Below are 25592 nucleotides of genomic sequence, written 5' to 3'. Positions count from 1 at the left end.
TGACGGCTGGGCTGTTGCGGTGGTTGAGGCGGGTTTGTTAAAAACCCGCTTTAAAAAATCCGGCAGGCTCATCGCTTAAAAAACTTCGCCGGTGCGTGCGGTTAGTACTTCCACGCCGTCTTTAGTCACCACCATGGTGTGCTCCCATTGCGCGGAAAGGCGGCCGTCTTTTGTCTCTACTGTCCAGCCGTCATTTTTCAATTTGGTTTGCGGTTTGCCCGCGTTAATCATTGGCTCGATGGTAAAGGCCATGCCTTCTTTTAATTCCATGCCGGTGCCCGGGCGACCGTAATGCAGGATTTGTGGATCTTCATGGAATACTTTGCCGATCCCATGGCCGCAATATTCGCGCACCACCGAGTAATAGGCGCCTTCAGCATGCTGTTGGATGACATGGCCGATATCGCCCAAGCGACATCCTGGTTTCACCAGTTTGATGGCTTTGTACATGCATTCCTGGGTGATATTAACCAAGCGCTCAGCGTGCGGGGCGGGCGGGCCGACAAAATACATAGCGCTGGTGTCGCCGTGGTAGCCCTCGTAAATCACGGTCACATCAATATTGATGATGTCGCCGGTTTTAAGGACTTTTTTATCGGAGGGGATTCCGTGGCAGACCACTTGATTGACCGAGGTGCAAATCGATTTGGGAAAACCGCGATAGCCGAGGCAGGCGGGAATGGCTTTTTGCACATTCACTATATGATCGTGGCAGAGCTTATCCAGCTCGGCGGTGGTCACGCCCGGTTGTACGTGTGGTCCAATCATTTCCAGCACTTCGGCAGCCATACGGCCAGCGATGCGCATTTTCTCGATTTCTTCCGGAGTTTTGATAGTAACTGACATGAATTCAGGCAATCTCGGCGGGTAATTAAAAAGATGCCGCATTCTAAACGATTCTATGCCGGTTTGACCAAGATCAATCCTTTATTGGTGTAATAGCCAGAACTCGTAGCCCGCTATGAAGCTTAGCGGAATACGGGATGCCTCCCGTTTCCGCCCTAACACTTGTTATTGTGCAGCTCGCGCTCGCAAACTGGTCAGGGTATGAATCACCCCGCGCAATTCTGCCAGGCCTTTCATCCGCCCAGCGTATGAGTAGCCTGGGTTGATGCCTGGCTTGCCAATTTCATCGCCCATTAAATGGCCGTGATCCGGACGCATGGCGATCTTGGGAAGATTGATTCCCGCTTTTGTCCGACGCTCTTCTTCATCTAATAAGGCATCAATCAGGCCGACCATATCGTTGTCGCCGTCGAGATGATCCGATTCAAAGAAGGAGCCGTCATCTTCGCGTTTGATATTGCGCAGATGCACAAAGTAAATCCGCTCGCCAAATTCACGCGCCATGGCAACCAGATCGTTATCGCAGCGCGCGCCGTAAGAGCCCGCACACAGTGTCAGTCCATTGGCGGGGCTGGGGACGGCGTTGAGCAGCGCGCGGGCGTCATCAGCAGTTGAAACTACGCGCGGCAATCCGAATAACGAGAATGGTGGGTCATCGGGGTGGATGCACATGCGTACGCCCGCTGCTTCGGCGACGGGGATAATCTCGCGCAGGAACGCAAACAAGTTGGCGCGCATGCCTTCATCGCCCATTTGGATAAACAGGTCGATAGCGGCGCGGATACCATCGCGATCATAGGAGCCTTCACCGCCCGGTAAGCCGGCGATGATATTTTTTTCCAACAGGACTTTTTCTTCATCGCTCATGACATCCAGGCGCGCCTTGGCTTTGGCGAGCACATCCGGGCGATAGGATTGTTCGGCACCGGGGCGCTTCAGTATATAGGCATCGTAAGCGGCAAAATCGCTCATTTCAAAACGCAGGGCGCGCGCATTATTGGGCAAGGTGTAATTGAGGTTGGTGCGCGTCCAATCGACCACTGGCATAAAGTTGTAGCAGACATCGTAAACACCGGCAGCGCCGACGTTGCGGATCGACTCTTTATAGTTGTCGATATAGTGCTGGAAGTTGCCGGTGCGGGTTTTGATGTCGTTGTGCAACGGGATGCTTTCGATCACCGCCCATTCAAGGTCGCTGGCTTCGATTAAGCGTTTGCGTTCGAGGATGTCCGCCATCGGCCAGGCAGCTCCAGTCGGGATATGGTGCAAGGAAGTCACTATGCCGGTTGCGCCGGCTTGGGCGATATTTTCAAGGCTGACTGTGTCTTTAGGGCCAAACCAACGCCAGGTTTCTTTCATTGTGGGCTCTCTGGAGATCATTATGGTTGATTGCACTAGTGTACAAGTTGAAGTCGGCGCAGCCTAGGGGGCTAAGCAGTTCCTTACACTGTGAAAATCCGCCCCAAACTGTGTTTTGGGTTCCTCCAGTGGGATTTTTGTGGTATAAAGCGCGCCTCTTTTTGGGATGACTAGTTCACCCGCAAGAGAATCATTGTTTTTTAACGTAATTTACCAACGTCACATATATACCGACACGCAAAACCTGGGTGCCCAATGCTCGCTCAAGCGAACATGATGGTTGGTTAGCGGGGTATGTAGAGGCCTAACCCAGTAGGAATACTAAAATGCCACAAGTAAGCATGCGCGACATGTTGTCTGCCGGTGTCCACTTCGGTCACCAAACCCGTTACTGGAACCCAAAGATGGGTAAATACATCTTCGGTGCACGTAACAAGATCCATATTATTAACCTTGAGCACACCGTTCCTGCATTCAACGAAGCTTTGGCTTTGGTGCAGCAAATGGCGTCGCAAAAGAAAAAAATTCTGTTTGTTGGTACCAAGCGCGCTGCGCAAAAAATTATCAAAGAGCAGGCTGAACGTGCTGGCCAGCCTTTCGTAAGCCACCGTTGGTTAGGTGGTATGTTGACCAACTACAAAACCATCCGTGCGTCTATCCGTCGTCTGTCAGAGCTGACTACCCAAAGCCAGGACGGTACCTTCACCAAGCTGACCAAAAAAGAAGCTTTGATGCGTACCCGCGATATGGAAAAGCTGGAGCGTTCTATCGGTGGTATCAAAAACATTGCTGGCTTGCCTGATGCAATGTTTGTAATCGACGTTGATCACGAGCGTATTGCCATTCAAGAAGCTAACAAGTTGGGAATCCCTGTTATTGGTATCGTTGATACTAACAGCAACCCTGAAGGCGTTGACTATGTAATTCCAGGTAACGACGACGCCATTCGTGCGATCAAGTTGTACGTTGCTGCTATTGCTGACGCTTGTCTGGAAGGTGGTAAATCAGCATCTTCAGTTCCAAACAAAGATGAATACGTAGCTGCCGAAGGCGCTGCTGAGTAATCGCAAGCAGTAATCAAACGACCATAAAACTCCAGTAGCCTGCATACAGGTACTGAGTTGTCGGAAGAGGGGGCTTGGCCCCCTTTTTTCAAAATTGAATTCGAACATTTCTATAGAGGAAACAACCATGACAGCTGTTACTCCTGCATTGGTAAAAGAACTGCGCGACCGTACTGGTTTGGGCATGATGGAATGTAAAAAAGCGCTGGGCGAAGCCAATGGTGATGTTGATTTGGCGATCGAAAACCTGCGTAAAGTATCTGGCTTGAAAGCGGCTAAAAAAGAAGGCCGTACTGCGGCTGATGGTGTTGTTGCGGTTAAGGTTGCTCCAGACAACAGCTACGGTGTAATCGTAGAAGTTAACTCTGAAACTGATTTCGTTGCGCGCGATGCCGGCTTCCTGGCTTTCGTAAACACTGTGTTGGATAAAGCGTTCACTACCAAGCAATCTGACGTTGCTGCTGTTATGGCGGGCGAGTTGGAAGCGGCACGTGAAGCACTGGTACAGAAAATCGGTGAAAAAATCAGCGTTCGTCGCATCAGCTTGGTTGAAGGTGGCGTAGTTGGTGGTTACTTGCATTTGAACAACCGCATCGCGGTATTGGTTCAATTGGAAGGTGGCAACGAAGAAACTGCTAAAGACGTTGCTATGCACGTGGCTGCGGTTAACCCACAAGTGGTTAGCTCTGACCAGATGCCGGCTGACGTAGTAGAGAAAGAAAAAGAAATCATCCGTGCTCAACCAGACATGGCTGGTAAACCAGCTGAGATCGTTGAGAAGATGATTGTTGGCCGTATCAGCAAGTTCCTGAAAGAAGCTAGCTTGGTTGATCAAGCTTTCGTTAAGAACCCGGAGCAAACTGTTGCCCAATTCGCTAAAGCAGCGGGTGCAACTGTGAAGAATTTTGTGCGTCTGGAAGTGGGCGAAGGTATCGAAGTTGCAGTAGTAGACTTCGCCGCTGAAGTTGCTGCACAAGTTGCTGCATCAAAAGCCTAATTAGTTGTTGCTGATCAGCTTTTAAAAACCCGCACAGGGTAGCCTGTGCGGGTTTTTTGTTGGCGGCGGGATGTGAGTTGGGTTGTGAAAAAGAGGCTGGGTGGGCGCCACCCCGCCTCTTTTTTTCTGTTACACTGCACCGATTTTTTCGGCCCCTCAGCATGGGTGGGCATTAGCGGCTAACTCATTGTTTTGGAGAGCATTTATGTCCGGCCCAAGAGATAAAAAGTACAAGCGTATTTTATTGAAACTCAGCGGCGAAGAGCTGATGGGTACCGAGGGTTTCGGGATTGACCCCAAGGTGCTCGACAAAATGGCCTTGGAAATTGGCCAGTTAGTGGGCATAGGTGTGCAGGTGGGATTGGTAATCGGCGGTGGCAATTTGTTCCGCGGTGCGGCGCTCAGTGCCGCTGGCTTGGATCGTGTTACCGGCGACCATATGGGCATGTTGGCCACAGTGATGAATGCCTTGGCGATGCGTGATGCCTTGGAGCGGTCCAATATTTCTTCCCGTGTTATGTCGGCCATTCCCATGAGTGGTGTGGTTGAACATTATGATCGCCGCCGCGCCGTACGTTTTTTGAATTCTGGTGAAGTGGTTATTTTTTCTGCCGGTACCGGAAATCCCTTTTTTACTACGGATTCCGCCGCTTGTTTGCGCGGTATTGAAGTCGATGCCGATATCGTGTTGAAGGCAACCAAGGTGGATGGTGTTTACTCCGCTGACCCGAAAAAAGATCCAACCGCAACCAAATATGATCGCCTTTCTTACGATGAAGTCTTGGATAAAAAGTTGGGTGTGATGGATCTGACGGCTATTTGTTTGTGCCGTGAGCACGATATGCCGGTGCGTGTATTCCGCATGAATAAAACCGGCGCACTGTTAAATATCGTTGTAGGTAGCAACGAAGGTACTTTGATCGAAGAGGACAAATCATGATTAATGACATCAAAAAAGACGCCGAAGCGCGTATGAAAAAAGCCGTTGAAGTGCTTTCTTTGAATTTCAATAAAATTCGCACTGGCCGCGCACATCCAAGCTTGTTGGATGGCATTCTTGTTGATTACTACGGCACTCCAACGCCGCTGGCGCAAGTGGGTAACATTAATATTGAAGATGCACGTACCCTGTCTATTAGCCCATGGGAGCGCAACCTGGTTCCGGCTATTGAAAAAGCGATTATGAAGTCGGATTTGGGTCTAAATCCATCCACCAACAATGGCTTGATCCGTATTCCGCTGCCGATGTTGACGGAAGAAACGCGCAAGAATTTTATCAAGCAGGCGCGTGCTGAAGCAGAGAATGGCCGTGTTGCTGTGCGCAACGTGCGCCGCGACGTATTGGGCGATGTAAAAGCGCTGCTCAAAGACAAGGCAATCGGCGAAGACGATGATCGTCGTGCACAAGATGAAATCCAAAAAATTACCGACAAATATATCGCCGAAGTTGATAAGGCTCTCGCTGCAAAAGAAGTGGATTTAATGGCTGTTTAATCCGCATCACCCGGTTGGGGCTGGCGCTGTGTATGGCTGCCCCGATCTCACCACACAGCACCACTACACAATACTTATAGACACCAGATTACAAAAAGCAAAAACGGGTTATCGATCTATTCGATAAAAACCTGCTGCCGGGAGAGTATGCGTGACTGACAATAGCCTTCGCCACGTGGCGATCATTATGGATGGCAATAATCGCTGGGCTAAACAGCGCGGTATGGCGGGAGTTTCCGGACATAAAGTGGGTGTGGAGCGCATCCGCGATGTGATGGCGGCATGTCAGGAAGTGGGAGTGGAAGTCCTCACTGTATTTGCATTTAGTAGCGAAAATTGGCGTCGCCCGCCGGTGGAGGTGGAGGCACTTATGTCGCTGTTTCTGCTGTATCTCAAAAACGAAGCCAAAGCGCTCAAGAAAAAAGATGTGGCACTGCGTGTGATTGGCAATCGCGAGCGCTTTAGTCCTTCTATCCAAAAAGCCATAGCTGCCGCAGAAGAATTGACGCGCGGTGGTAAAACTACGTTGGTCATTGCGGCCGATTACGGCGGCCGCTGGGATATTGCTGAGGCGGCAAAAAAGCTCGCACTCCAGGTTGCGGGAGGTGAATTGGATCCGGCGGCAATTACCGAAGACTCACTACACGAGCACACTTGTCTTGCAGACTTGCCGCCGCTGGATTTATTGATCCGCACCGGTGGTGAAGTGCGCATCAGTAATTTTTTATTGTGGCAGTGCGCTTATGCCGAGTTGTTTTTCAGCGAAAAACTCTGGCCGGATTTTGATGGTGACGAGCTGAAAAAAGCCGCTGCCAGTTTCCATGAGCGCCAACGCCGTTTTGGTATGACGGGCGATCAAATCGATGCGGGGGCAGTCCATGCTTAAACAGCGTGTTATTACCGCTCTGGTGCTTGCCGTTATTTTCCTCTCGGCCTTATTTGGTTTGCCTGCCGGTTATTTTTCATTTTTTATTGGTGCTGTTTTATTAATTGGCGCTTGGGAATGGGCTAGTTTGTCTGGGTTTTCCGCCCTGTGGCAGCGCCTTGTTTACTCTTTCACGCTCCTGATTCTCCTGATTATTGCGTCGCGCTATTTGGGTTTTGAAGGAGAGGCTAGCCCCCAACTCAATAATTTGGTTATCCGCGATTTATTAATTATGGGTTGTGGTTGGTGGGCGCTGGCGTTGTTGTTGGTGCAAGGCTATCCCAGCAGCAGTGTGCTCTGGGGGCATAAAGTATTGCGTCTAGCGATGGGCGTAATGGTGTTGATCCCCACGTGGGTCGCTCTGGTTTACGTTCGCCAGCAACACAATGGCGCTTGGTTGGTGCTCTTGCTGATGCTGGTTGTCGCGGTAGCGGATAGTGGCGGCTATTTTGCCGGGCGCCGTTTTGGCAAGCACAAGTTGGCACCGGCAGTCAGCCCGGGTAAAACCTGGGAAGGATTTGCTGGGGGATTTTTAGCAAATTGCCTGCTTGCTCTGATTCTTAGTGAGGTGTTGGGCGCGAGCCTGCTGCTTATGCTGGCGTTGATTGTCCCTACCAGTTTGATTTCGGTATTAGGTGATTTGTTGGAGAGCATGGTCAAGCGTCATGCAGGGGCAAAGGACAGTGGTAGCATTTTACCCGGCCACGGCGGCATTCTTGATCGTGTAGACGGTATTACTGCCGGTGCTCCGGTATTTGCGTTGGCGCTGCTGGCAAGCGGCGCGTTTAGCTCGGGTGTGGGTGTTTAAATGCAGACTATGCCTCAGCAAATTACTATCCTTGGTGCGACCGGCTCAATCGGCGTCAGTACATTGGATGTTATTGCTCGCCATCCGGGGCGCTATCAGGTATTTGCGTTAAGTGCCGATCGTCGTTGGCAGCTATTGGCAACTCAATGTTTGATACACAAACCCCGTTATGCAGTACTTAATGATCCAGCCGCTGCGCTTGAATTGGAGCGCGAGCTGCGCCGTCAGGGCGGTGCAACGGAAGTGCTACAAGGCGCAGATGCTTTAGCAGCAGTTGCAGCGCATGAGCAAGTCGATACCGTTATGGCTGCAATTGTGGGGGCGGTTGGATTGCTACCAACTTTGGCTGCGGTTAAGGCGGGCAAAAAAGTTTTGCTTGCCAATAAAGAGGCCTTGGTAATGGCGGGTGGATTGTTTACCCGCGCTGTGGCTGAACACGGTGCAGTCCTGTTGCCCATCGACAGCCAACACAACGCTATCTTTCAATCTCTCCCCAATCATCGCACTGATTATCTGGCCGAAGGCCTTAAATCGAGTGGTGTGAGAAAAATCCTGTTGACGGCGTCTGGCGGCCCTTTCCGTAATACCCCCATCGCCGATCTTGCCAAAGTGACGCCCGAGCAAGCTTGCGCCCATCCCAACTGGAGTATGGGGCAAAAAATTTCGGTCGATTCAGCCACTATGCTGAATAAAGGGCTGGAGCTAATTGAAGCCTGCTGGCTGTTCAATACCCACCCGCAGCAGGTGCAGGTGGTAATCCATCCGCAGAGCGTTATTCACTCTATGGTCGAATATATCGACGGTTCGGTATTGGCGCAGCTGGGTAATCCCGATATGCGCACACCTATTGCCCATGCCTTGGCTTGGCCAGAGCGGATTGAATCGGGTGTGTCCAGCCTTGATCTTATCGCTACCGCCCGGCTCGACTTCAGTGCGCCGGACTATGAGCGTTTTCCATGTTTGCGCCTGGCGCAGCAGGCTGCAGAGGTTTCTGGCTCAGCACCGGCAATACTCAATGCTGCCAATGAAATCGCAGTAGCTGCATTTTTGAATCGTACAATCCGCTTTGACCAGATAGCCTCGGTTATCGACCATGTGCTTTCGCATCTTTCATCCTGTGATCCGCACAATCTGGCACAGATCCAAAGCGCCGATGCAGAAGCTCGCGCTCTGGCGCAGCAGTTGATTGCGCGCTGGTGACTTTTATCCTGAGGCAGTATCCATGGAATTAATCCAGACGATTGTGTCTTTTCTGGTGGCTTTGCTAATTCTGGTTTCAATCCATGAATTCGGACATTTTTATGTTGCGCGGCGCTGTGGCGTGAAGGTGCATCGCTTTTCCATTGGTTTTGGCAAAGTACTTTGGTCATGGCGGGATAAGCTGGGTACCGAGTATGCTTTGGCAGCATTGCCGTTGGGTGGTTACGTCAAAATGCTGGATGAGCGCGAGGGCGATGTGGTGCCGGAAGAACGCCATTTGGCCTTTAACAATAAAACGGTATGGCAGCGTATTGCGATAGTAGCGGCTGGCCCGCTGGCTAATTTTTTATTGGCGATACTGCTGTTTTGGATACTATTGCTGCAAGGGCAGCGCGATTTAATTCCAGTCATTGATAAGGTGGTGCCGGGTTCAGTAGCGGCCCAAGCGAGCTTGGAATCGGGGCAGGAAATTGTCGCAGTCGATGGGGAGCCAACGCCGACCTGGCAAGCACTCAACAAGGCTTTGCTGAATCGTTTGGGTGAAACAGGCAAAATCAGCTTTACGGTTGCCTATCCGGACTCTCATTTTAATTATGAATCTGAAGCCCAGTTGGTTGAGTGGCTGCGTGATTCAGCCGATCCCAATCCGATAGAGGGGTTGGGCATTACTTTATCCCTCCCAAAAATCCCCCCTATTGTGGGCGAGGTTCTTACCTCCAGCCCCGCAGAGAAAGCCGGTCTAAAAACAGGCGATAAGATTCTCAAGGTGGATGATTTGGCGATCGATGACTGGCAAACCTGGGTTGAATACGTGCGCAAACATCCAGGCAACGCATTGCAAGTCAGTTTCGAGCGAGATGCGCAGATTTTGCAAGTAACCCTTATTCCAGAATCGGTGGAGGAAGATGGGCAGCGTCTTGGGCGTATAGGTGTTGGGGTAAAAGCTTACACTGTACCGGAAGAGATGATCCGCTCTTATGACTATTCTATTGCCGGTGCCTTTGTGGCCAGCGTCAACAAAACCTGGGAAACCTCGGGATTTGTTCTTTTATCAGTCAAAAAATTGATTCTTGGCGAAATTTCCACGAAAAACTTGAGTGGACCGATAACCATTGCTAAGGTGGCGGGCTCTTCGGCCGAGAGCGGCCTGAGGAGCTTTATTGGTTTTGTCGCCCTGCTCAGTGTATTCCTGGCAGTCTTCAACCTTTTACCTATCCCGGTACTGGATGGTGGGCACTTATTTTATTACTTGATTGAAGTAATTAAGCGGAAACCGGTGTCCGACAAAGTGCAGATGCTGGGGTATCAGGTTGGGCTCTTTCTGGTGATCAGTCTAAGTATCCTGGCGCTGTATAACGACATAATGCGGCTTTGATCTGGCAGTTCTGTGCCGGGCTGCGACCAACATTCATTTATGATTAGAACAGATTCTATGAAGCGAGTTTTGATGCGAGTTATTGGCTGTTTTCTGGCGCTATTCCTGTCTTTTGCGGTACAGGCGCAAACCTTTCGTGTAAGCGACATTCGTGTAGAAGGTTTACAACGTGTGTCCGCAGGTACCGTCTTTAGTGCCATGCCTATCCGTGTTGGCGATGTTCTTACCCAGGCTGATATTCAAAATGCGACCCGCGAATTATTTAAAATCGGCTACTTCTCCGATGTTGCTATCAAGCGTGATGGCGATGTACTGGTATTGGTGATCAAAGAGCGCCCAGCCATCAACAAGATCGAGCTGAAAGGCAACAAAGCCATCAAAACTGAAAACCTGATGGACAGTTTGAAAGATAATAATTTGTCTGAAGGGCAAATTTTCCAGCGTGCAACTTTGGAAGGTATCACCCAGGCATTGCAGCGTGAATATGTGAACCAGGGCCGCTATGGTGCGAGCGTGAATATCGAAATTGAAGATATGCCGCGCAATCAGGTAAAAGTATTGGTAAAAATTGATGAAGGCAGCCCTTCGCGCATTAAGCAAATCAATATTGTAGGCAACAGTAGTTACACTGAAGAAGAGCTGATTGATTTGTTTGAATTGAAAACGACCGGTATGTGGTCGTGGATTTCTGGCAATGACAAATACAACAAAGAGAAAATGAAAGGGGATTTGGAGCGCCTTGAATCCTGGTACATGGATCGCGGCTACCTGAATTTCAAAATTGATTCATCGCAAATTTCACTGAGTCCCGACAAAGCTAAAATTTTTATCACAGTGAACATTACCGAAGGTGATATTTACCGTGTCAGTGACATAGATCTCGCGGGTGATCCGGCCATTGATGAGCAGATTATTCGCAGTATGATTTTGATGCGTAAAGATCAAATCTTTTCGCAAATACTTATGACTACGTCAGAAGAATATGTCACCAAGCGTTTAGGTAATGAGGGTTATACCTTTGCCAAGGTAGAAGGTATGCCTGAGCGTAACGATGCTGACAAAACGGTAAAGATTACTTTTTTCATCGAACCCGGTAAGCGCGCTTATGTAAACCGGATTAATTTCCGCGGCAACACTAAAACTGTCGATGAAGTATTGCGGCGTGAAATGCGCCAGATGGAAGGCGGCTCAGCTAATTCTGCACAAATCGAAAATTCCAAAGTGCGCTTGGAACGCTTGGGCTACTTTAAAGAAGTGAAAGTAGAAAACAAAGAAGTTCCCGGCACATCTGATCAAATTGACGTTGAATACACCGTTGAAGAGCAACCATCAGGCAGCATGGGACTGCAAGTGGGTTATGCACAATATTCAGGTTTGCTTTTCTCTGCGAGCATCCAGCAAAACAACTGGTTTGGTACGGGCAAACAAGTGGGCTTCAGTTTTAGTCACAATCGTTATCAAACTGCCTATAACTTCAATTACAACGATCCTTACTTCACGCCTGACGGTGTAAGCCGTGGTATGAGTTTGTATTACACCAAGAGCGACTATGGTTCATACAACGTAACGCCATATAGTACTAACGTTTATGGTGGTAAGCTGAATTTTGGTTACCCGATTTCTGATATCGAGCGTATTGGTTTTGATATTGGTTTGCGCAGTCTGGAAGTGGAGCCGACAAGTTATTCTTCTCAGGAAATTATTCGTTCACCACTTTGGAATCCAAACACAGGCTACATCACGCAGGCTCAATATTACGAGTTAGTTCAAAAATTGAATAATGGTATCGATTTTCCTAATGGCATTTTTACGCCACAGGCATATAGCGAAGAAATGCTAAATGCACCTGGCTTTCTGGATGTCTATGGTGACACGTTTAATGATGCACAAGTGAGCATGTATTGGTTGCGCTCAACACTAAACCGCGGAGTGTTGGCTAATCGTGGAGCGTCACAACAACTTACATTCGAGCTGTCGTTACCTGGCGGTGATTTGCAATATTATAAATTTGACTACACAGGGCAAATATTTACACCGCTTACAAGATCACTGACTTTGCGGTTGCATACCCGTTTGGGATATGCGGGAGCATATGGTGATCTGGATGAATTGCCCTTCTTTGAGCATTATTACGCGGGAGGGTTTGGTTCAGTGCGTGGTTTTGAACGCAATACACTCGGCCCGCGTAGTTCACCGCAACGCACTGCTGTTAGTACGCCAACGATATGGGACGACCTAAATGGTGATGGTGACTATACTGGTGATGCCGGAGAGGTCGGGGGGGGGGCTTACATACTGTGTGAAGACCCTGATGCGCCTGGGGTTGGTTCCAGCGGTCAGAATGGTGTAGTGCGTGTATGCAATCCCGGTGAATTGATCAGTGATGCGATTCTAGGTAGTACGTATACCAGTAGAACCCGTGGTGCATTTGGTGGAAATGTGCTGATTCAGGGCGGCGCGGAAATTTTATTCCCGCTACCCTTCATCAAGGATCAGCGTTCTATTCAGACAACGTTCTTTTTGGATGCAGGTAATGTCTTTGATACAGATTGCGGTGCAACACAGCTCAATTGTTATGGTGTTGATATAGACCGTATTAACGCATCTGTGGGCTTCGGTTTAACCTGGATTTCAGGTTTTGGTCCTATGACGTTTAGTATCGCCGAACCGTTTAGGGAGAATGAGGCAGATCGTACAGAGGTGTTCCAGTTCTCCTTGGGACAAACTTTCTAACAATAATTTTTCAATATCATTTCAAGAGGAATAGATTGTGACTGTCACACAAAAAATGTTTGCTGTAGTTGCATTGTCGCTTATGTCAGCTGTTTCATGGGCACAAGGTAAAGTGGTTGTGCTCGATCCAACTGGTGCAGTGATGGGTACTGCCGCAGCAAAAGCTAAATTTGAAAAATTGCAAAAGAGCGCAGAATTTGCTGCCGCTAAAGCAAAGTTAGAAGGTTTACAAGCAGACATAAAAGCATTGCAAACCGAATACCAAAAAGATGGATTGACTTGGAGTGCAGAAAAGCGTGCCGAGAGCGAAAAGAAATTGCAGAGCCTTGGTCAGGACTACCAATTCCAAGGTAAAAAATTGCAGACCGAGCAACAAGCTTTGATGCAACAAATCATGCAAGAGATCGGCCCAAAAATGGAGGCGGTTGTTAAGCAATTAGTTGAGTCAGAAAATATCAGCATGATTGTTGATGCGAAGGCCGTCATGATGTCAAAGCCAGAAAATGATTTGACTCCCAAGGTGACTGCCTTGCTTGATAAAGCCAAATAAGATCGGGCTTTCTGTACATGAAGCGTTCTTATCTATTGGCTGAATTGGCGCAACTGCTGGGTGCAGAGTTGCGTGGTAATGCAGAGCAAGAGATAAGCGCGCTCGCCACTTTGCAGTCTGCTGGTTCAACAGACTTAAGTTTTATTGCTAATCCTGCCTACAAAAAGTACTTGTCTGCAACGCAAGCTGGCGCATTGCTTGTCAATGCCGAGCTTGCCGGTGCGTTTGAGGGTAATAAGTTAGTGGTTAAAAACCCTTATGTCGCTTACGCCAGGTTGTCTGCGATATTTGAATTTCTCCGCGCCCCATATTCCGGCATTCATCCCGCAGCAGTTGTAGGCAATGATTGCATCTTGGGTGAAAGAGTTTCTATTAGCGCAAATGCAGTTATTGGCGATGGAGTGATCTTGGCTGATGGTGTGATTATTGGTGCAGGCAGCTATGTGGGTAATGACAGCGTAATTGGAGCCAATACCCGAATTGCGGCTAATGTCAGTATCTATCATGGTGTTAGCATTGGCGCTGACTGCATGCTACATAGCGGATGTGTAATTGGCGCTGATGGATTTGGTTTTGCACCTGATGCTAGTGGCTGGATTAAAATCCACCAACTAGGTGGAGTACAGATTGGCAACAAGGTTGAAATTGGGGCTTGTACTTGCATTGATCGCGGCGCGCTTGACGATACTGTTATCGGTGATGGCGCTATTATCGATAATCAGGTCCAGATTGGCCACAATGTGCGCATAGGCAAAAATACCGCCATAGCTGCGCATACTGCCATCGCAGGTAGCACTACAATTGGTGCTGGTTGCACTATTGCAGGTGCAGTTGCTATCGCCGGTCATTTAACACTTGCAGATAAAGTGCATATTACGGGTAGGAGTATGGTGTCTGCGTCAATTTCTGAACCAGGTTCTTATTCATCCGGTACACCCTTGGCTCCAACAAAAGACTGGCGTAAAAACGCAGCACGTTTTCGCCAGTTAGATGCATTGGCAACACGCTTAATAAAACTCGAACGCACTCATGGTGCGGAATAATTTTTTCATTGATCGCTTGGGGTTTGTACCATGATGGACGTTAACGAAATTCGCGAATACTTACCACACCGCTATCCCTTTTTGTTGGTGGATCGCGTGGTGGAATTGATTGAAGGTGAGTCAATTATCGCGTACAAAAATATTACTGTTAACGAAGAAGTCTTTAATGGTCACTTTCCGCAAAGCCCCGTATTTCCAGGCGTTATGATTATTGAAGCTATGGCGCAGGCATCAGGTATCCTTGGTTTCAAAACCATGAATAAAAAACCGCAGGATGGGTCGATCTATTTGTTTGCCGGTGTGGATGATGTGCGTTTTAAGCGGCAGGTAATTCCTGGTGACCGTTTGCAACTGGAATCGCGGGTTATTTCGGAAAAACGTGGTATTTGGAAATTTGAATGTAAAGCCAGTGTTGACGGCGTATTGGCAGCATCTGCCACTATTCTTTGTGCAGATCGCAAAATTTAATTCGCGTTAGCCTGATATTAGCGAGAAGATATTTTGATAGATTCATCTGCAATTATTCATCCTAGTGCCAAACTGGCGGCTGATGTTCAGGTCGGCCCTTGGACTGTCATTGGCCCTGATGTTGAAATAGGTGAGGGCAGTGTAATTGCCTCTCATGTCGTGCTTAAAGGCCCGACCACTATCGGCAAGCACAACCGTATTTATCAATTTTCATCGGTCGGCGAAGATACTCCTGACCTGAAGTACAAAGGTGAACCAACCCGTTTAGTTATTGGCGATAATAATGTGATTCGCGAAGGCGTAACTATTCACCGCGGTACTGTGCAGGACAGGGGGGAGACGACTATTGGTGATCACAATCTATTAATGGCGTATGTCCATGTCGGGCATGACAGTGTGATCGGCAATCACTGCATTCTGGTGAATAACGCAGCGCTTGCTGGCCATGTGCATATTGGCGATTGGGCAATTCTGAGCGGATTTACCTTGGTGCACCAGTTTTGCAAAATCGGTGCGCACAGCTTCTCTGGTATGGGCAGCGCGATTGGAAAAGATGTGCCCGCTTATGTGATGGTCAATGGCAGCCCTGCTGAAGCAAAAAATATTAATGTGGAAGGGTTGCGTCGGCGTGGCTTTACCAAAGACGATATCAATTTGCTAACCAAGGCCTATAAAACGATTTATCGGCGTGGTTTGACGCTCGATGAGGCACTGACTGAATTGAATCCATTAGCTGCAGAATCCCCAGCATTACAGGTGTTGATTGATTCTTTAAACAGTTCAACGCGCGGTATTGTCCGTTAATTAGTTTTCTGTTGTGTAGTCACCTAGATAGTTGTCTAGAAAGTTACCTGCACAGTTTTCTCCTCGAAGAACACGCTAAAAATCTGGAGGCTGAGTGTCTGATCACATACACATAGGTATTGTTGTCGGAGAGGCATCCGGGGATATTCTTGGCGCAGCACTGATGCAAGAGTTGCGCCGCCACTTTCCCACAGCAGAATTTTCCGGTATTGGTGGCCCGCGTATGCTAGCGCAGGGTTTTCACTCGTATTTCCCCCAGGACCGTTTAGCGGTGATGGGGCTAGTTGAACCCTTGAAACGCTTACCGGAATTGTTGCGTATCCGAAAATTTTTACGCGAGCATTTTATTGCTAATCCTCCCGCCGTATTTATCGGGGTGGATTCACCCGACTTTACAATTCCTCTTGAAGCATCACTCAAAGAAAAAGGTATTAAAACGGTTCATTATGTCAGCCCATCCGTCTGGGCTTGGCGACAGAAACGCATTATTAAAATTGCGCGTGCAGTTGACTTAATGTTGACACTCTTGCCTTTCGAAGCAAAGTTTTATCAAGAACATAATGTGCCTGTGGAATTTGTTGGGCATCATCTTGCCGATGAAATTCCGTTGCATGTCGATAAAATTGCCGCACGCAAATTACTGGGCTTACCTGAAGAGGGGCGCATAGTTGCACTTTTGCCCGGTAGCCGCGCGAGCGAAGTGGAGCGGATGGGTGAATTGTTTATGCGCACGGCCGTTTACTGTTTAGAACAGGATCCCAGTTTGCAATTTATTATTCCTGCCGCCAGTCCGGATCGCTATCGCCAATTACATATTGAATTGAATGAGTTTGTCGATTTTCCTATCGAATTAATGAATGGTCATTCCCATGAGGCCATTGCAGCAGCAGATGTGGTTTTATTGGCATCAGGTACGGTGACGCTTGAAGCCTTGTTGTTGAAAAAACCCATGGTGGTTGCCTACAAGATGGCGCCACTCACATTCAAAATTTTATCTTGGTTAGTAAAAACACCTTGGGTTTCATTACCTAATTTGCTGGCGCAAAAAATGTTGGTGCCGGAATTGTTACAAAACAACGCCACTCCCGAAACGCTTAGTGCGGCGGTAATGAACTATTTTGAAAATCCTGATGAGGCACAAGCATTGAGTCAGACGTTTGCACAAATGCATATCGAATTAAAACGCGATGCTAGTGCCCGTGCTGCTGATGCAGTAGCTCGTTTAATTAAACAACAGTAATTTAAACAGGTGTTTTTGTGCTTGAACCTTTTATCAGTGTATATCAAGGCGTGCTCGGTGCTGGTTGTGATGAAGTTGGGCGTGGCCCTTTGGCGGGTGATGTAGTTGCCGCTGCCGTTATTCTTGATCCGGAAAATCCTATTGCAGGTTTGGATGATTCCAAAAAACTCACCGAAAAAAAGCGTGAACAACTATTTACTGAAATTCAGCTGAAAGCCAAGAGCTGGTGTATTGCTCGCGCGTCGGTTGCTGAAATTGATAAAGTAAATATTTTACAAGCCAGTTTGCTTGCTATGACTCGCGCGGTTCAAGGGCTACATATTCAGCCTGAGCACGTGCTGGTAGACGGCAATAAATTACCTAAATGGCATTATCCTGCTGAAGCCGTTGTGAAAGGTGATAGCCGGGTTGCCGCGATAAGCGCTGCTTCGATTCTGGCCAAGGTAACCCGTGACCGTGAAATGGTTGCGCTGGATAAAACCTATCCGGGATATGGTTTTGCAGACCACAAAGGTTATCCCACCAAAGTGCATATGGATGCCTTGGATAAATTGGGTATTACACCCATTCATCGCACTTCCTATGCGCCAGTGCGCGCCAAAATTGAACAAATGAAATTGTTTTAATATTCGAGCCCATTCAGAAAACGCTTATGCCTGCTGCTAATTTTGTCCACCTGCGTTTACACACTGAGTTTTCACTGAGCGATAGCTTGGTGCGAATTAAATCGCTCGTGAAGCGCACGGCAGAATTAAATATGCCTGCTTGTGCGATTACTGACCAAACCAATTTTTATGGTCTAATTAAATTTTATAAGGCGGCACAAGGTGCCGGCGTCAAGCCTATTGCCGGTAGCGATTTTTGGATTGCGAGCAGCGACAATGAAGGTAAGCCAACGCTCATCACTTTATTGGCGATGAATGATCGCGGGTACAAAAATATTATCGAGTTGATTTCGCGTGCATGGCGTCATGGCCAACAACAAGGTGTTGCCTACTTGCAGCGCGAATGGATTAGCGAGTACAGCGAAGGCGTAATTGCCTTGTCCGGTGGGAAATTTGGCGATGTGGGTATGGCGCTACTCGGCGGTAGGACACCGCAAGCTAGTGAGCTACTATATGGATGGATGCAGGATTTTCCCAATCGCTTTTATTTGGAATTACAGCGTACCGGGCGCGAGAACGACGAAAACCATTTGCACGCTGCAGTTGCACTTGCAGCAGAAATGAATTGCCCCGTTGTTGCAACTAATGATGTACGGTTTTTAAAAGCTAGTGAGTTTGAAGTACACGAAGCACGTGTGTGTATTAGTGAAGGTCGCGCACTCGATGATCCGCGTCGAGAGCGACGCTATAGTGATCAACAGTATTTGCGTTCTGCCGAAGAAATGACGGAATTATTCAGTGATATTCCGGAAGCAATCGCGAATACCATCGAAATTGCCAAGCGCTGTACTATTACGATTCAGATGGGCAAATACTTTTTGCCTGAGTATCCGGTTCCTGAGGGTTTAACCGAGGCAGAATTTTTTCGAAAAATTTCACATGAAGGATTGGATCAACGGCTCGAACGTATTCTCGACAAATCCTCTCCCGATTATACCGAGCGCCGCAAAGTCTACGAAGATCGTTTGACGTTTGAATTGGATATTATTAACCAGATGGGGTTCCCTGGTTACTTCCTGATTGTAATGGACTTTATCCAGTGGGCGAAAGATCACGATATTCCCGTAGGACCCGGTCGTGGTTCGGGCGCGGGCTCGCTCGTTGCCTATTCATTAAAAATTACCGATCTTGATCCGCTTCAATACGATTTGCTGTTCGAACGTTTTCTGAACCCTGAGCGGGTTTCCATGCCGGACTTCGATATCGATTTTTGCATGGACAACCGTGACAAGGTTATTTCTTACGTTGCCGATAATTACGGCCGCGATGCTGTAAGTCAAATCATTACCTTCGGTACCATGGCTGCAAAAGCGGTAGTGCGCGATGTGGCGCGGGTGCAGGGAAAATCTTACGGTCTCGCCGATAAACTTTCCAAGATGATTCCACCCACGCCGGGTATGACGCTTGCGCAAGCACTTGAAGAAGAGCCGCAACTTAAAGAATTTATCGAGCAGGATGGTGATGCCGGTGAAATCTGGGAAATGGCGGTGCAGCTTGAGGGGTTGACGCGTAACGTAGGTAAGCACGCAGGTGGTGTCGTTATTGCCCCCACCAAGCTTACGGATTTTTCGCCGCTCTATTGCGATGAAACTGGCGGTGGTTTGGTTACCCAATTTGATAAGGGTGATGTGGAAGAGGCGGGCTTGGTGAAGTTTGACTTCCTCGGTTTACGCACGCTCACGATTATTGATTGGGCGCGCATCATGATCGATAAGCAGCGTATTAAAAAAGGCGAGAATCCCCTCGATATCAGTGCAATTCCCCTCGATGATCCCAAAACATTTGGCTTATTAAAACGCGCTGAAACCACCGCGGTATTCCAGTTGGAATCGCGCGGTATGAAAGATTTGATCAAGCGCCTGCAACCGGACAATATCGAAGACCTGATTGCGCTGGTGGCACTGTTTCGCCCCGGCCCACTTGAGTCTGGCATGGTGGACGATTTTATCAACCGTAAACATGGTCGCGCGCAAGTCGCGTATCCCGATGCAAAATTCCAGCATCAAAGTTTAAAGCCGGTACTGGAGCCGACTTACGGCGTTATCGTTTATCAGGAACAGGTAATGCAGATTGCACAGGTGCTTGCCGGTTATACGCTCGGCGGTGCGGACATGTTGCGTCGTGCAATGGGTAAGAAAAAGCCAGAAGAGATGGCCAAGCAGCGTGAAGTGTTTGAAAGCGGTGCAAAAAATCAAGGCGTTGATCCTGAGCTAGCGATTAAAATTTTTGATTTGGTAGAAAAGTTTGCAGGTTACGGTTTTAACAAATCTCACTCTGCGGCCTATGCAATTGTCTCCTATCAAACCGCTTGGCTAAAAGCGCATTATCCTGCGCATTTTATGGCGGCGACTATGTCTTCGGACATGGATAAAACCGATAAGGTGGTTACCTTTATCGAAGAATGTCGCACCATGAAATTAAAATTGTTACCGCCGGATGTTAATTCCGGTGAGTTTCATTTTACAGTGGATGATGCTGGTAGAATTATTTATGGTCTGGGCGCTATTAAAGGATTGGGTGAAGGTCCGGTTGAATCGATTATTGCGGCGCGCAATGAAGGCGGCCCTTTCAAGGATTTATTTGATTTCTGTGCGCGTGTCGATCCACGCAAAGTAAATAAGCGTGCAATGGAAGCCATTATCCGCTCCGGCGCTGCCGACAACCTCGGACCGACGAGCAATACACCGCAACACAATATTGACCATGATCGCGCGGTGATGTTTGCAGCGATGGGTGAGGCTGTTAAAACAGCTGAACAAGCTATGGCAAATACGAATGCCGGTATGATGGATTTATTCGGCGCGGTGATTGCCAATGACGACTCCAATACTGATGTGTATAGGGAATTTCGCCGTGTACGTACTTGGACAATGAAAGAGCGTCTGAACGCAGAAAAAGAAACGCTCGGGTTGTATCTCACCGGCCATCCCATTGATGAATACGAAAGTGAACTCACGCATTTGGTTAGTTCGCGTATCGCCAATTTAAAACCTGAAAAAGGTACGCAGACCATTTCCGGTTTGGTTATTTCACAACGCATTGTGAAAACCAAACGCGGCGATAATATGGCGATCCTGACAATTGATGATCGCACTGGGCGCATGGACATTACTCTTTTCGCCGAAACGTTTAATAACTCGCGTGATGTTTTATCCAAAGATGGTCTGTTGGTTATTAGTGGTCAAGTCAGGTTCGACGATTTCAGTGGTATGTTAAAAATGAGTGCTGATAGTTTGCGCTTGCTCGCTGATGTGCGACAGGAAAAAGTGCGTGAACTTTGGCTTGAGTTGGAATCCGGCACGCTGCCTGCCAGTTTTTCACGCGAGTTGGGTGAGATGTTGGATCCCTATCGCCAGTCACCACAGCAAGAAGCACGTTGCGCGATTGTTGTTGATTATTTACGTAGCGATGCGCGTGCGCAATTGCGTTTCGGCAGTCAGTGGAATGTGCGCCCGGAAGATGAATTATTACAGCGCTTGCGCGATAGCTATGGCAGTGCAAAAGTGCGCTTGGTTTATTAAAACTCGCTTTGTGATCATCATCAAAAGGCTGCCATTTGCAGTCTTTTTCTTTTTTAATCTATAACTGTTCTTTAGATAAACTTGTTCTAAAAAACCAGTCGCTACAGATTCTTTCAGTCTCTCGCTGCCGCCACATCCATCTAAACTCTAATTGAAAGGTCTAAAAAACTGAATGATGGAGGGCAGTAATATGTCATCAATTCTTGTTAAAGATTATATGCAGGCCAATGTGCAGGCGATTAAAGCGGATGCCAGTGTGCGCGAGGTGGTTGAGCATTTACTCAAATGGAATATCACTGGCGCGCCGGTGGTGGATGCGAGCATGAGCGTGGTGGGTTTTGTGTCGGAACAGGATTGTATGAAAGAGATGTTAAACAGTGCTTTCTATGCTGAGGATTCGGCTCAGGTCGCCAGTATTATGCGGCGTGATGTGCTGAGCGTAACGCCGGATACCAGTATCCTGGAAATCGCGGAAACCATGCTTGGCAACAAACCTAAAAATTACCCCGTTGTTGAACATGGCAAGTTGGTGGGGTTGATCAATCGTCGGCACATATTACAGGCATTAAAACAGCACAACGGTAGTTATTTCTCTCCAGCGCGTGAGCGCACCTCGTTTTCTGTGGCACCAGTGATTGTGCAATAGCGTCTAGCCATCCCGGATTTATCCTCTGTAGGGTAAATCCAGGTGCGGCCTCTTTCCAGTCTGATTTAGCCCATGAGCATCCCTTCATTTTCGCTGGAAAAGATCGACTAAATCGCCCATTTCGCGTAAGGTAGCGCCCCAATTGTGTTGCCTGTCAGGCTGACTAAAAAGCCATCAAATAGCAGACTGCAGCACTCACCCCATAAGTCAAAATGGTAGTTTACTACCCGGATCAAGAGCTCGCTATGAATCTGAATTATCTGGATTTTGAACAGCCCATCGCCGAACTCGAAGGCAAGATTGGAGAGTTACAACTGGTTGGCAATAGTTCCGATGTGAACATTGCCGATGAAATCGCCAAGTTGCGTGAAAAGAGTACCAAGCTGACTGAGACAATCTATTCCAAGCTGACCGCTTGGGATATCGTAAAAGTCGCCCGTCACCCGCACCGCCCTTATACGTCTGACTATATTTCCCGTGTGTTTACCGAGTTTGACGAGTTGCATGGTGACCGTCATTTTGGCGATGACGCGGCAATTATTGGTGGCGTGGCACGTCTGGATGGCAAACCGGTGATGGTAATTGGCGAAGAAAAAGGCCGTACCGTTAGTGAAAAAGTCATGCGCAACTTTGGTATGCCGCGTCCGGAAGGTTACCGCAAAGCCCTGCGACTGATGGAAATGGCCGAGCGTTTCAAGCTCCCGGTATTGACACTGATTGATACTCCCGGTGCCTATCCCGGTATCGACTCGGAAGAGCGTGGTATTTCTGAATCTATCGCACAAAACCTGGCAGTGATGTCGCGTCTGCGCACACCGATTGTCTGTACAGTAATCGGTGAAGGTTCTTCTGGCGGCGCCTTGGCGATCGGTGTAGGTGACCAGCTCAACATGCTGCAGTATTCCACCTATTTCGTTATCTCCCCTGAGGGTTGCGCCAACATCATTTGGAAAACCGTTGCTAAAGCACCAGAAGCAGCCCAAGCTATGGGTGTTACCTCAAAAATTTTGCAAGACTTGGGCATTGTTGATGAAACTATTCCTGAGCCTCTGGGCGGCGCCCATCGCAATGTGGATGATATGGCGAAAAAACTGCAAGAGCGTTTAGTGGCTCAGGTTGATCGTTTGAGTAAAGAGCCAATCGATGCATTACTTGAGCGCCGCTATCAGCGTTTGATGAGTTATGGTAATTGATCCAAAATAAAATTTTGAATAGAAAAACCGCTGATGAGAGTCAGCGGTTTTTTTATTGGCGTCAATTGATGATCAATTTTCCCGCTTGAAAATGCTGTCGGAAATCTCGCGGAAAATATTGCGCCTGCGCGGTCTGTTTTCGTTTTTGATTTCATTCTCTATTTGCTGTGCCGGGGTTTCTTGTACCAAACGCAAACCAATGGACTTGCGCGACTTGCTCGCGGTAATTGCTACTTGTGAGTAGGCGGTAATAGCTTCGACTTTACTGACAAATGATCCACCGCGCACCGCACGTTTCAGGCAGGCTGTTGCTGGTGTTTTATCGGCACAATCATTTACCCATTCGGCTGCATTTCCCGCAGTATCGTGGATGCCAAAATCATTGGGTGGAAAACTGCCTACCGGCTGCGTTTTGTTATTGAAGAAACTTGCCCAGAAAGACTTGCAGCCACGGCGACAATTCGCTCGCTCTTGCGCATCATCTTCATTGTTACCCCACCAATAACTGCTGGTCGTGTTTCCACGCGCGGCATATTCCCATTCGGCTGCTGTTGGTAAGCGATAATGTTTTCCGGTGGTTTTGCTGAGCCAATTGGCGTAGGCGATGGCATCGTCCCAGCTGATATTAATGACCGGGCGCTCACCGCGACCCCAGCCCATATCGTCAGGTAACGCGCGATTGGTTGCCAGCGCAAAAAAATCGTATTCATTAAATGTAATTTCGTAGCGACTGATTAAAAAATTATTTTCCAGCACTACAGTGTTTGCGGTGTTGCTATTGGAATCACCCATTAAGAATGGGTTGCTATAAACCTCTACCATTTCTGGTAATGGCAGCTGGTTTGGGTTGGCAATCTGTGTGGATTTCTGCAGTGCAATATCCCAGGTTTGGTTGCGTGCATTAAGTCTTATCCATTTGGTTTTGGTGGTATAGCCCGGGTGGCTAATTTCAATATGGTAAGCGGCGGGGGCGAGCGGCATGCCGATAGAGTATTTTTCTTTGATATTGAGTATACGAACTCGTGCTTCAGCGGGTATAGGATTAATCGTTAGCGGCAATAAATTGTCGCTCATATTTTGGTGGGCGTTTGTTGTCTTATCACTCTCGTGTGCAGACAGCTGTGCCCATTGTTCGCGTGTGCTAGTGTCGGGTTGTTCATCAACGAACATAAAACCTATCGCCAATAGTGCAAGTAAACCTAGCGAACCATAAACCCAGCGCAGTTTGTTGCGGCTATCGCTAAATACGCTTGTTGTTGGATCAGCTATATGACCAGGTGCCGCGACAAGTGTCTGCTCTAATTGCGAGCCGGTGATGATGGCTGGCTCTGCTGGGGATGTGGAAAATTTTCTCGTTATCGTATTAAAAAAAGCGGCAGATTTATTTGCAAAAAATCGTAGGTCTTGTGCGATGAGACTGCCTAATGTCTTGATCAAATGAACAGATTTCACTGCGCCATCGCTACTCACCAGCGGCGATTTGTTGCTAGCAATAGGTTCGATCACATCAATCAACTCGCGCGCTGTTTGGAAGCGCTGCTCCGGCTTTTTGGCGAGCAGTTTGTCCATTATCGACTGTAGTGCAAATACATTCAGTGGAAGTTTGGGGGCTTGCTCGTGAATATGTTTTATTCCCAATGCGAGCGAACTATCTGCTTGAAACGGACGCTTGCCGGTAAGCATTTCATAGAGCACTACACCAAGGCTGTATAAATCTGAGCGTTCATCGCTGGTCTCGCCCTTGGCTTGTTCCGGGCTCATGTAATAGGGCGTGCCGATTACTGCTCCCACTTGCGTCATATTCGCTTTGGATTTAATCGTGCGTGCTATGCCAAAATCGGTGAGTACCGGTGAATCATCTTCACGGAATAAAATATTTTCTGGTTTGATATCGCGATGAACATAGCCTTTGCTGTGAGCATGTTCCAGCGCAGCGGCAATTCCCAGGGTAATCTTTAATGCAACTTCAGTGGTAATGCCTTGCGTGATTTTTTCATCCAATGAGCCTTTGGATAAAAACTCCATTGAAATGTAATTAAATTCTTCGTGTCGGCCTATGTCATAAATCGGGATAATATTCGGATGGGAAAGCTGGCCAATGATGGTAGCTTCGCGCTGAAAGCGCTGGTGAAATTCTGGATCCTTATCCAGCGACGGTTTCATGATTTTAAGTGCGACAGTGCGCCCAACGCTGTGCTGGGTGGCTAGATAAACAGTCGCCATGCCGCCACTGTTTATTTTTTTGATCAGGGTGTAGCCGGGGATTTGCATTTTTATAAATAAATCAGATTTGTATTGGCAATCAGGGAGGCTGTGCAAGCAGCTATTTTAGCGGAATTTGCTGAATAGAAACTGGCTAGTTTGCACAAATCCATTTGCGCAAAACAGATAGATCATTATTTTTTGGGTGCACCAGGTTTGCGGCCTGGAGTTTGTCCGGTGGGACGGTTGTGACTATGTTGGTTACCCGTTTTGGCGCCAGTGAATTCTTTTTTTACCGAGGCGCCAGTGCCTTTAGTTGCGGTAGTTTGTGCATTGAACTTCTTGGCGCTTTCAAATTTATCGCCAAAAGCTTTCGCCGCAGGCTTGCTTGCTGCTTTAGCCGTAGCCGGGTGATTGTTGGTCTTGCCCCTAAACTTACCTGCAGTGGGTTTGCCCCCT

Annotated in this window: 22 protein-coding genes; 18 read left to right on the top strand and 4 right to left on the bottom strand. The window is 48.1% G+C overall.

Going from position 1 to position 25592, the window contains the following annotated elements:
- Positions 1 to 75: 75 nt before the first annotated feature.
- Together map and uxuA are read right to left on the bottom strand one after the other, a co-directional pair.
- Positions 76 to 846, bottom strand: a complete 771-nt coding sequence (map, locus tag ACWA6V_RS00110) for a type I methionyl aminopeptidase (protein WP_449520591.1) — start codon at positions 844 to 846, stop codon at positions 76 to 78.
- A 165-nt stretch (positions 847 to 1011) separates the two neighbouring features.
- Positions 1012 to 2205 carry a mannonate dehydratase gene (gene uxuA, locus ACWA6V_RS00105; protein ID WP_449520590.1) on the bottom strand — a complete coding sequence of 398 codons (1194 nt, stop codon included), beginning with the start codon at positions 2203 to 2205 and terminating at the stop codon, positions 1012 to 1014.
- Positions 2206 to 2531: 326 nt separating this feature from the next.
- Between uxuA and rpsB the strand changes: the two genes are divergently transcribed.
- The 18 genes from rpsB to ACWA6V_RS00015 all read left to right on the top strand — a co-directional run bounded on the left by rpsB (position 2532) and on the right by ACWA6V_RS00015 (position 22931).
- Positions 2532 to 3269: a 30S ribosomal protein S2 gene (gene rpsB, locus ACWA6V_RS00100; protein WP_310071629.1), complete on the top strand. Its 738-nt coding sequence runs from the start codon at positions 2532 to 2534 to the stop codon at positions 3267 to 3269.
- A 127-nt stretch (positions 3270 to 3396) separates the two neighbouring features.
- Positions 3397 to 4266 (top strand): translation elongation factor Ts, encoded by an 870-nt coding sequence (gene tsf, locus ACWA6V_RS00095; protein ID WP_310071632.1) that lies wholly within the window; start codon positions 3397 to 3399, stop codon positions 4264 to 4266.
- Positions 4267 to 4471: 205 nt separating this feature from the next.
- Entirely contained in the window at positions 4472 to 5206 is a 735-nt protein-coding gene (gene pyrH / locus ACWA6V_RS00090) for a UMP kinase (RefSeq protein WP_133683125.1), read from the top strand.
- Positions 5203 to 5760, top strand: coding sequence for a ribosome recycling factor (gene frr, locus ACWA6V_RS00085; protein ID WP_310071639.1), 558 nt, complete (start codon positions 5203 to 5205; stop codon positions 5758 to 5760). The genes pyrH and frr overlap by 4 nt, the downstream gene beginning before the upstream one ends.
- 151 nt (positions 5761 to 5911) lie before the next feature.
- Positions 5912 to 6646, top strand: a complete 735-nt coding sequence (uppS, locus tag ACWA6V_RS00080) for a polyprenyl diphosphate synthase (protein WP_449520589.1) — start codon at positions 5912 to 5914, stop codon at positions 6644 to 6646.
- A complete protein-coding gene (locus ACWA6V_RS00075) occupies positions 6639 to 7493 on the top strand; it encodes a phosphatidate cytidylyltransferase (RefSeq protein WP_449520588.1) in 855 nt (284 codons plus the stop codon). Before uppS ends, ACWA6V_RS00075 begins: the two co-directional genes overlap by 8 nt.
- Positions 7494 to 8693, top strand: a complete 1200-nt coding sequence (gene ispC / locus ACWA6V_RS00070; RefSeq protein WP_449520587.1) for a 1-deoxy-D-xylulose-5-phosphate reductoisomerase — start codon at positions 7494 to 7496, stop codon at positions 8691 to 8693.
- Positions 8694 to 8715: 22 nt separating this feature from the next.
- Positions 8716 to 10068: a sigma E protease regulator RseP gene (gene rseP / locus ACWA6V_RS00065; protein ID WP_449520586.1), complete on the top strand. Its 1353-nt coding sequence runs from the start codon at positions 8716 to 8718 to the stop codon at positions 10066 to 10068.
- Between the two features lie 72 nt (positions 10069 to 10140).
- Positions 10141 to 12801, top strand: a complete 2661-nt coding sequence (gene bamA / locus ACWA6V_RS00060; RefSeq protein ID WP_449520608.1) for an outer membrane protein assembly factor BamA — start codon at positions 10141 to 10143, stop codon at positions 12799 to 12801.
- A gap of 55 nt (positions 12802 to 12856) precedes the next feature.
- Entirely contained in the window at positions 12857 to 13351 is a 495-nt protein-coding gene (locus tag ACWA6V_RS00055; protein WP_449520607.1) for an OmpH family outer membrane protein, read from the top strand.
- Positions 13352 to 13368: 17 nt separating this feature from the next.
- Positions 13369 to 14394 carry a UDP-3-O-(3-hydroxymyristoyl)glucosamine N-acyltransferase gene (gene lpxD, locus ACWA6V_RS00050; protein WP_449520585.1) on the top strand — a complete coding sequence of 342 codons (1026 nt, stop codon included), beginning with the start codon at positions 13369 to 13371 and terminating at the stop codon, positions 14392 to 14394.
- Between the two features lie 30 nt (positions 14395 to 14424).
- Positions 14425 to 14862 carry a 3-hydroxyacyl-ACP dehydratase FabZ gene (gene fabZ, locus ACWA6V_RS00045; protein WP_310071660.1) on the top strand — a complete coding sequence of 146 codons (438 nt, stop codon included), beginning with the start codon at positions 14425 to 14427 and terminating at the stop codon, positions 14860 to 14862.
- A gap of 33 nt (positions 14863 to 14895) precedes the next feature.
- Positions 14896 to 15666 carry an acyl-ACP--UDP-N-acetylglucosamine O-acyltransferase gene (gene lpxA, locus ACWA6V_RS00040; protein ID WP_310071663.1) on the top strand — a complete coding sequence of 257 codons (771 nt, stop codon included), beginning with the start codon at positions 14896 to 14898 and terminating at the stop codon, positions 15664 to 15666.
- A 94-nt stretch (positions 15667 to 15760) separates the two neighbouring features.
- Complete coding sequence (gene lpxB, locus ACWA6V_RS00035) at positions 15761 to 16906, top strand: lipid-A-disaccharide synthase (protein WP_449520584.1); 1146 nt, start codon at positions 15761 to 15763, stop codon at positions 16904 to 16906.
- A 50-nt stretch (positions 16907 to 16956) separates the two neighbouring features.
- Entirely contained in the window at positions 16957 to 17532 is a 576-nt protein-coding gene (gene rnhB / locus ACWA6V_RS00030) for a ribonuclease HII (RefSeq protein ID WP_449520606.1), read from the top strand.
- A gap of 26 nt (positions 17533 to 17558) precedes the next feature.
- Entirely contained in the window at positions 17559 to 21092 is a 3534-nt protein-coding gene (gene dnaE, locus ACWA6V_RS00025) for a DNA polymerase III subunit alpha (protein ID WP_449520583.1), read from the top strand.
- A gap of 190 nt (positions 21093 to 21282) precedes the next feature.
- Positions 21283 to 21738 carry a CBS domain-containing protein gene (locus ACWA6V_RS00020; protein WP_449520582.1) on the top strand — a complete coding sequence of 152 codons (456 nt, stop codon included), beginning with the start codon at positions 21283 to 21285 and terminating at the stop codon, positions 21736 to 21738.
- A gap of 245 nt (positions 21739 to 21983) precedes the next feature.
- Positions 21984 to 22931 carry an acetyl-CoA carboxylase carboxyltransferase subunit alpha gene (locus ACWA6V_RS00015; RefSeq protein WP_449520581.1) on the top strand — a complete coding sequence of 316 codons (948 nt, stop codon included), beginning with the start codon at positions 21984 to 21986 and terminating at the stop codon, positions 22929 to 22931.
- Between the two features lie 72 nt (positions 22932 to 23003).
- Here ACWA6V_RS00015 and ACWA6V_RS00010 read toward each other — a convergent pair whose 3' ends face one another.
- Both ACWA6V_RS00010 and ACWA6V_RS00005 read right to left on the bottom strand, forming a co-directional pair.
- On the bottom strand, positions 23004 to 25202 hold the full coding sequence (locus ACWA6V_RS00010; RefSeq protein ID WP_449520580.1) for a bifunctional serine/threonine-protein kinase/formylglycine-generating enzyme family protein: 2199 nt from the start codon (positions 25200 to 25202) through the stop codon (positions 23004 to 23006).
- Positions 25203 to 25327: 125 nt separating this feature from the next.
- The coding region (locus tag ACWA6V_RS00005; protein ID WP_449520579.1) for a hypothetical protein at positions 25328 to 25592 on the bottom strand (265 nt) is incomplete at its 5' end.

The sequence above is a fragment of the Cellvibrio sp. genome, assembly GCF_053579595.1.
Note: the sequence above shows the minus strand (reverse complement) of the source record. Positions and strands in the feature narration are given on the sequence as shown.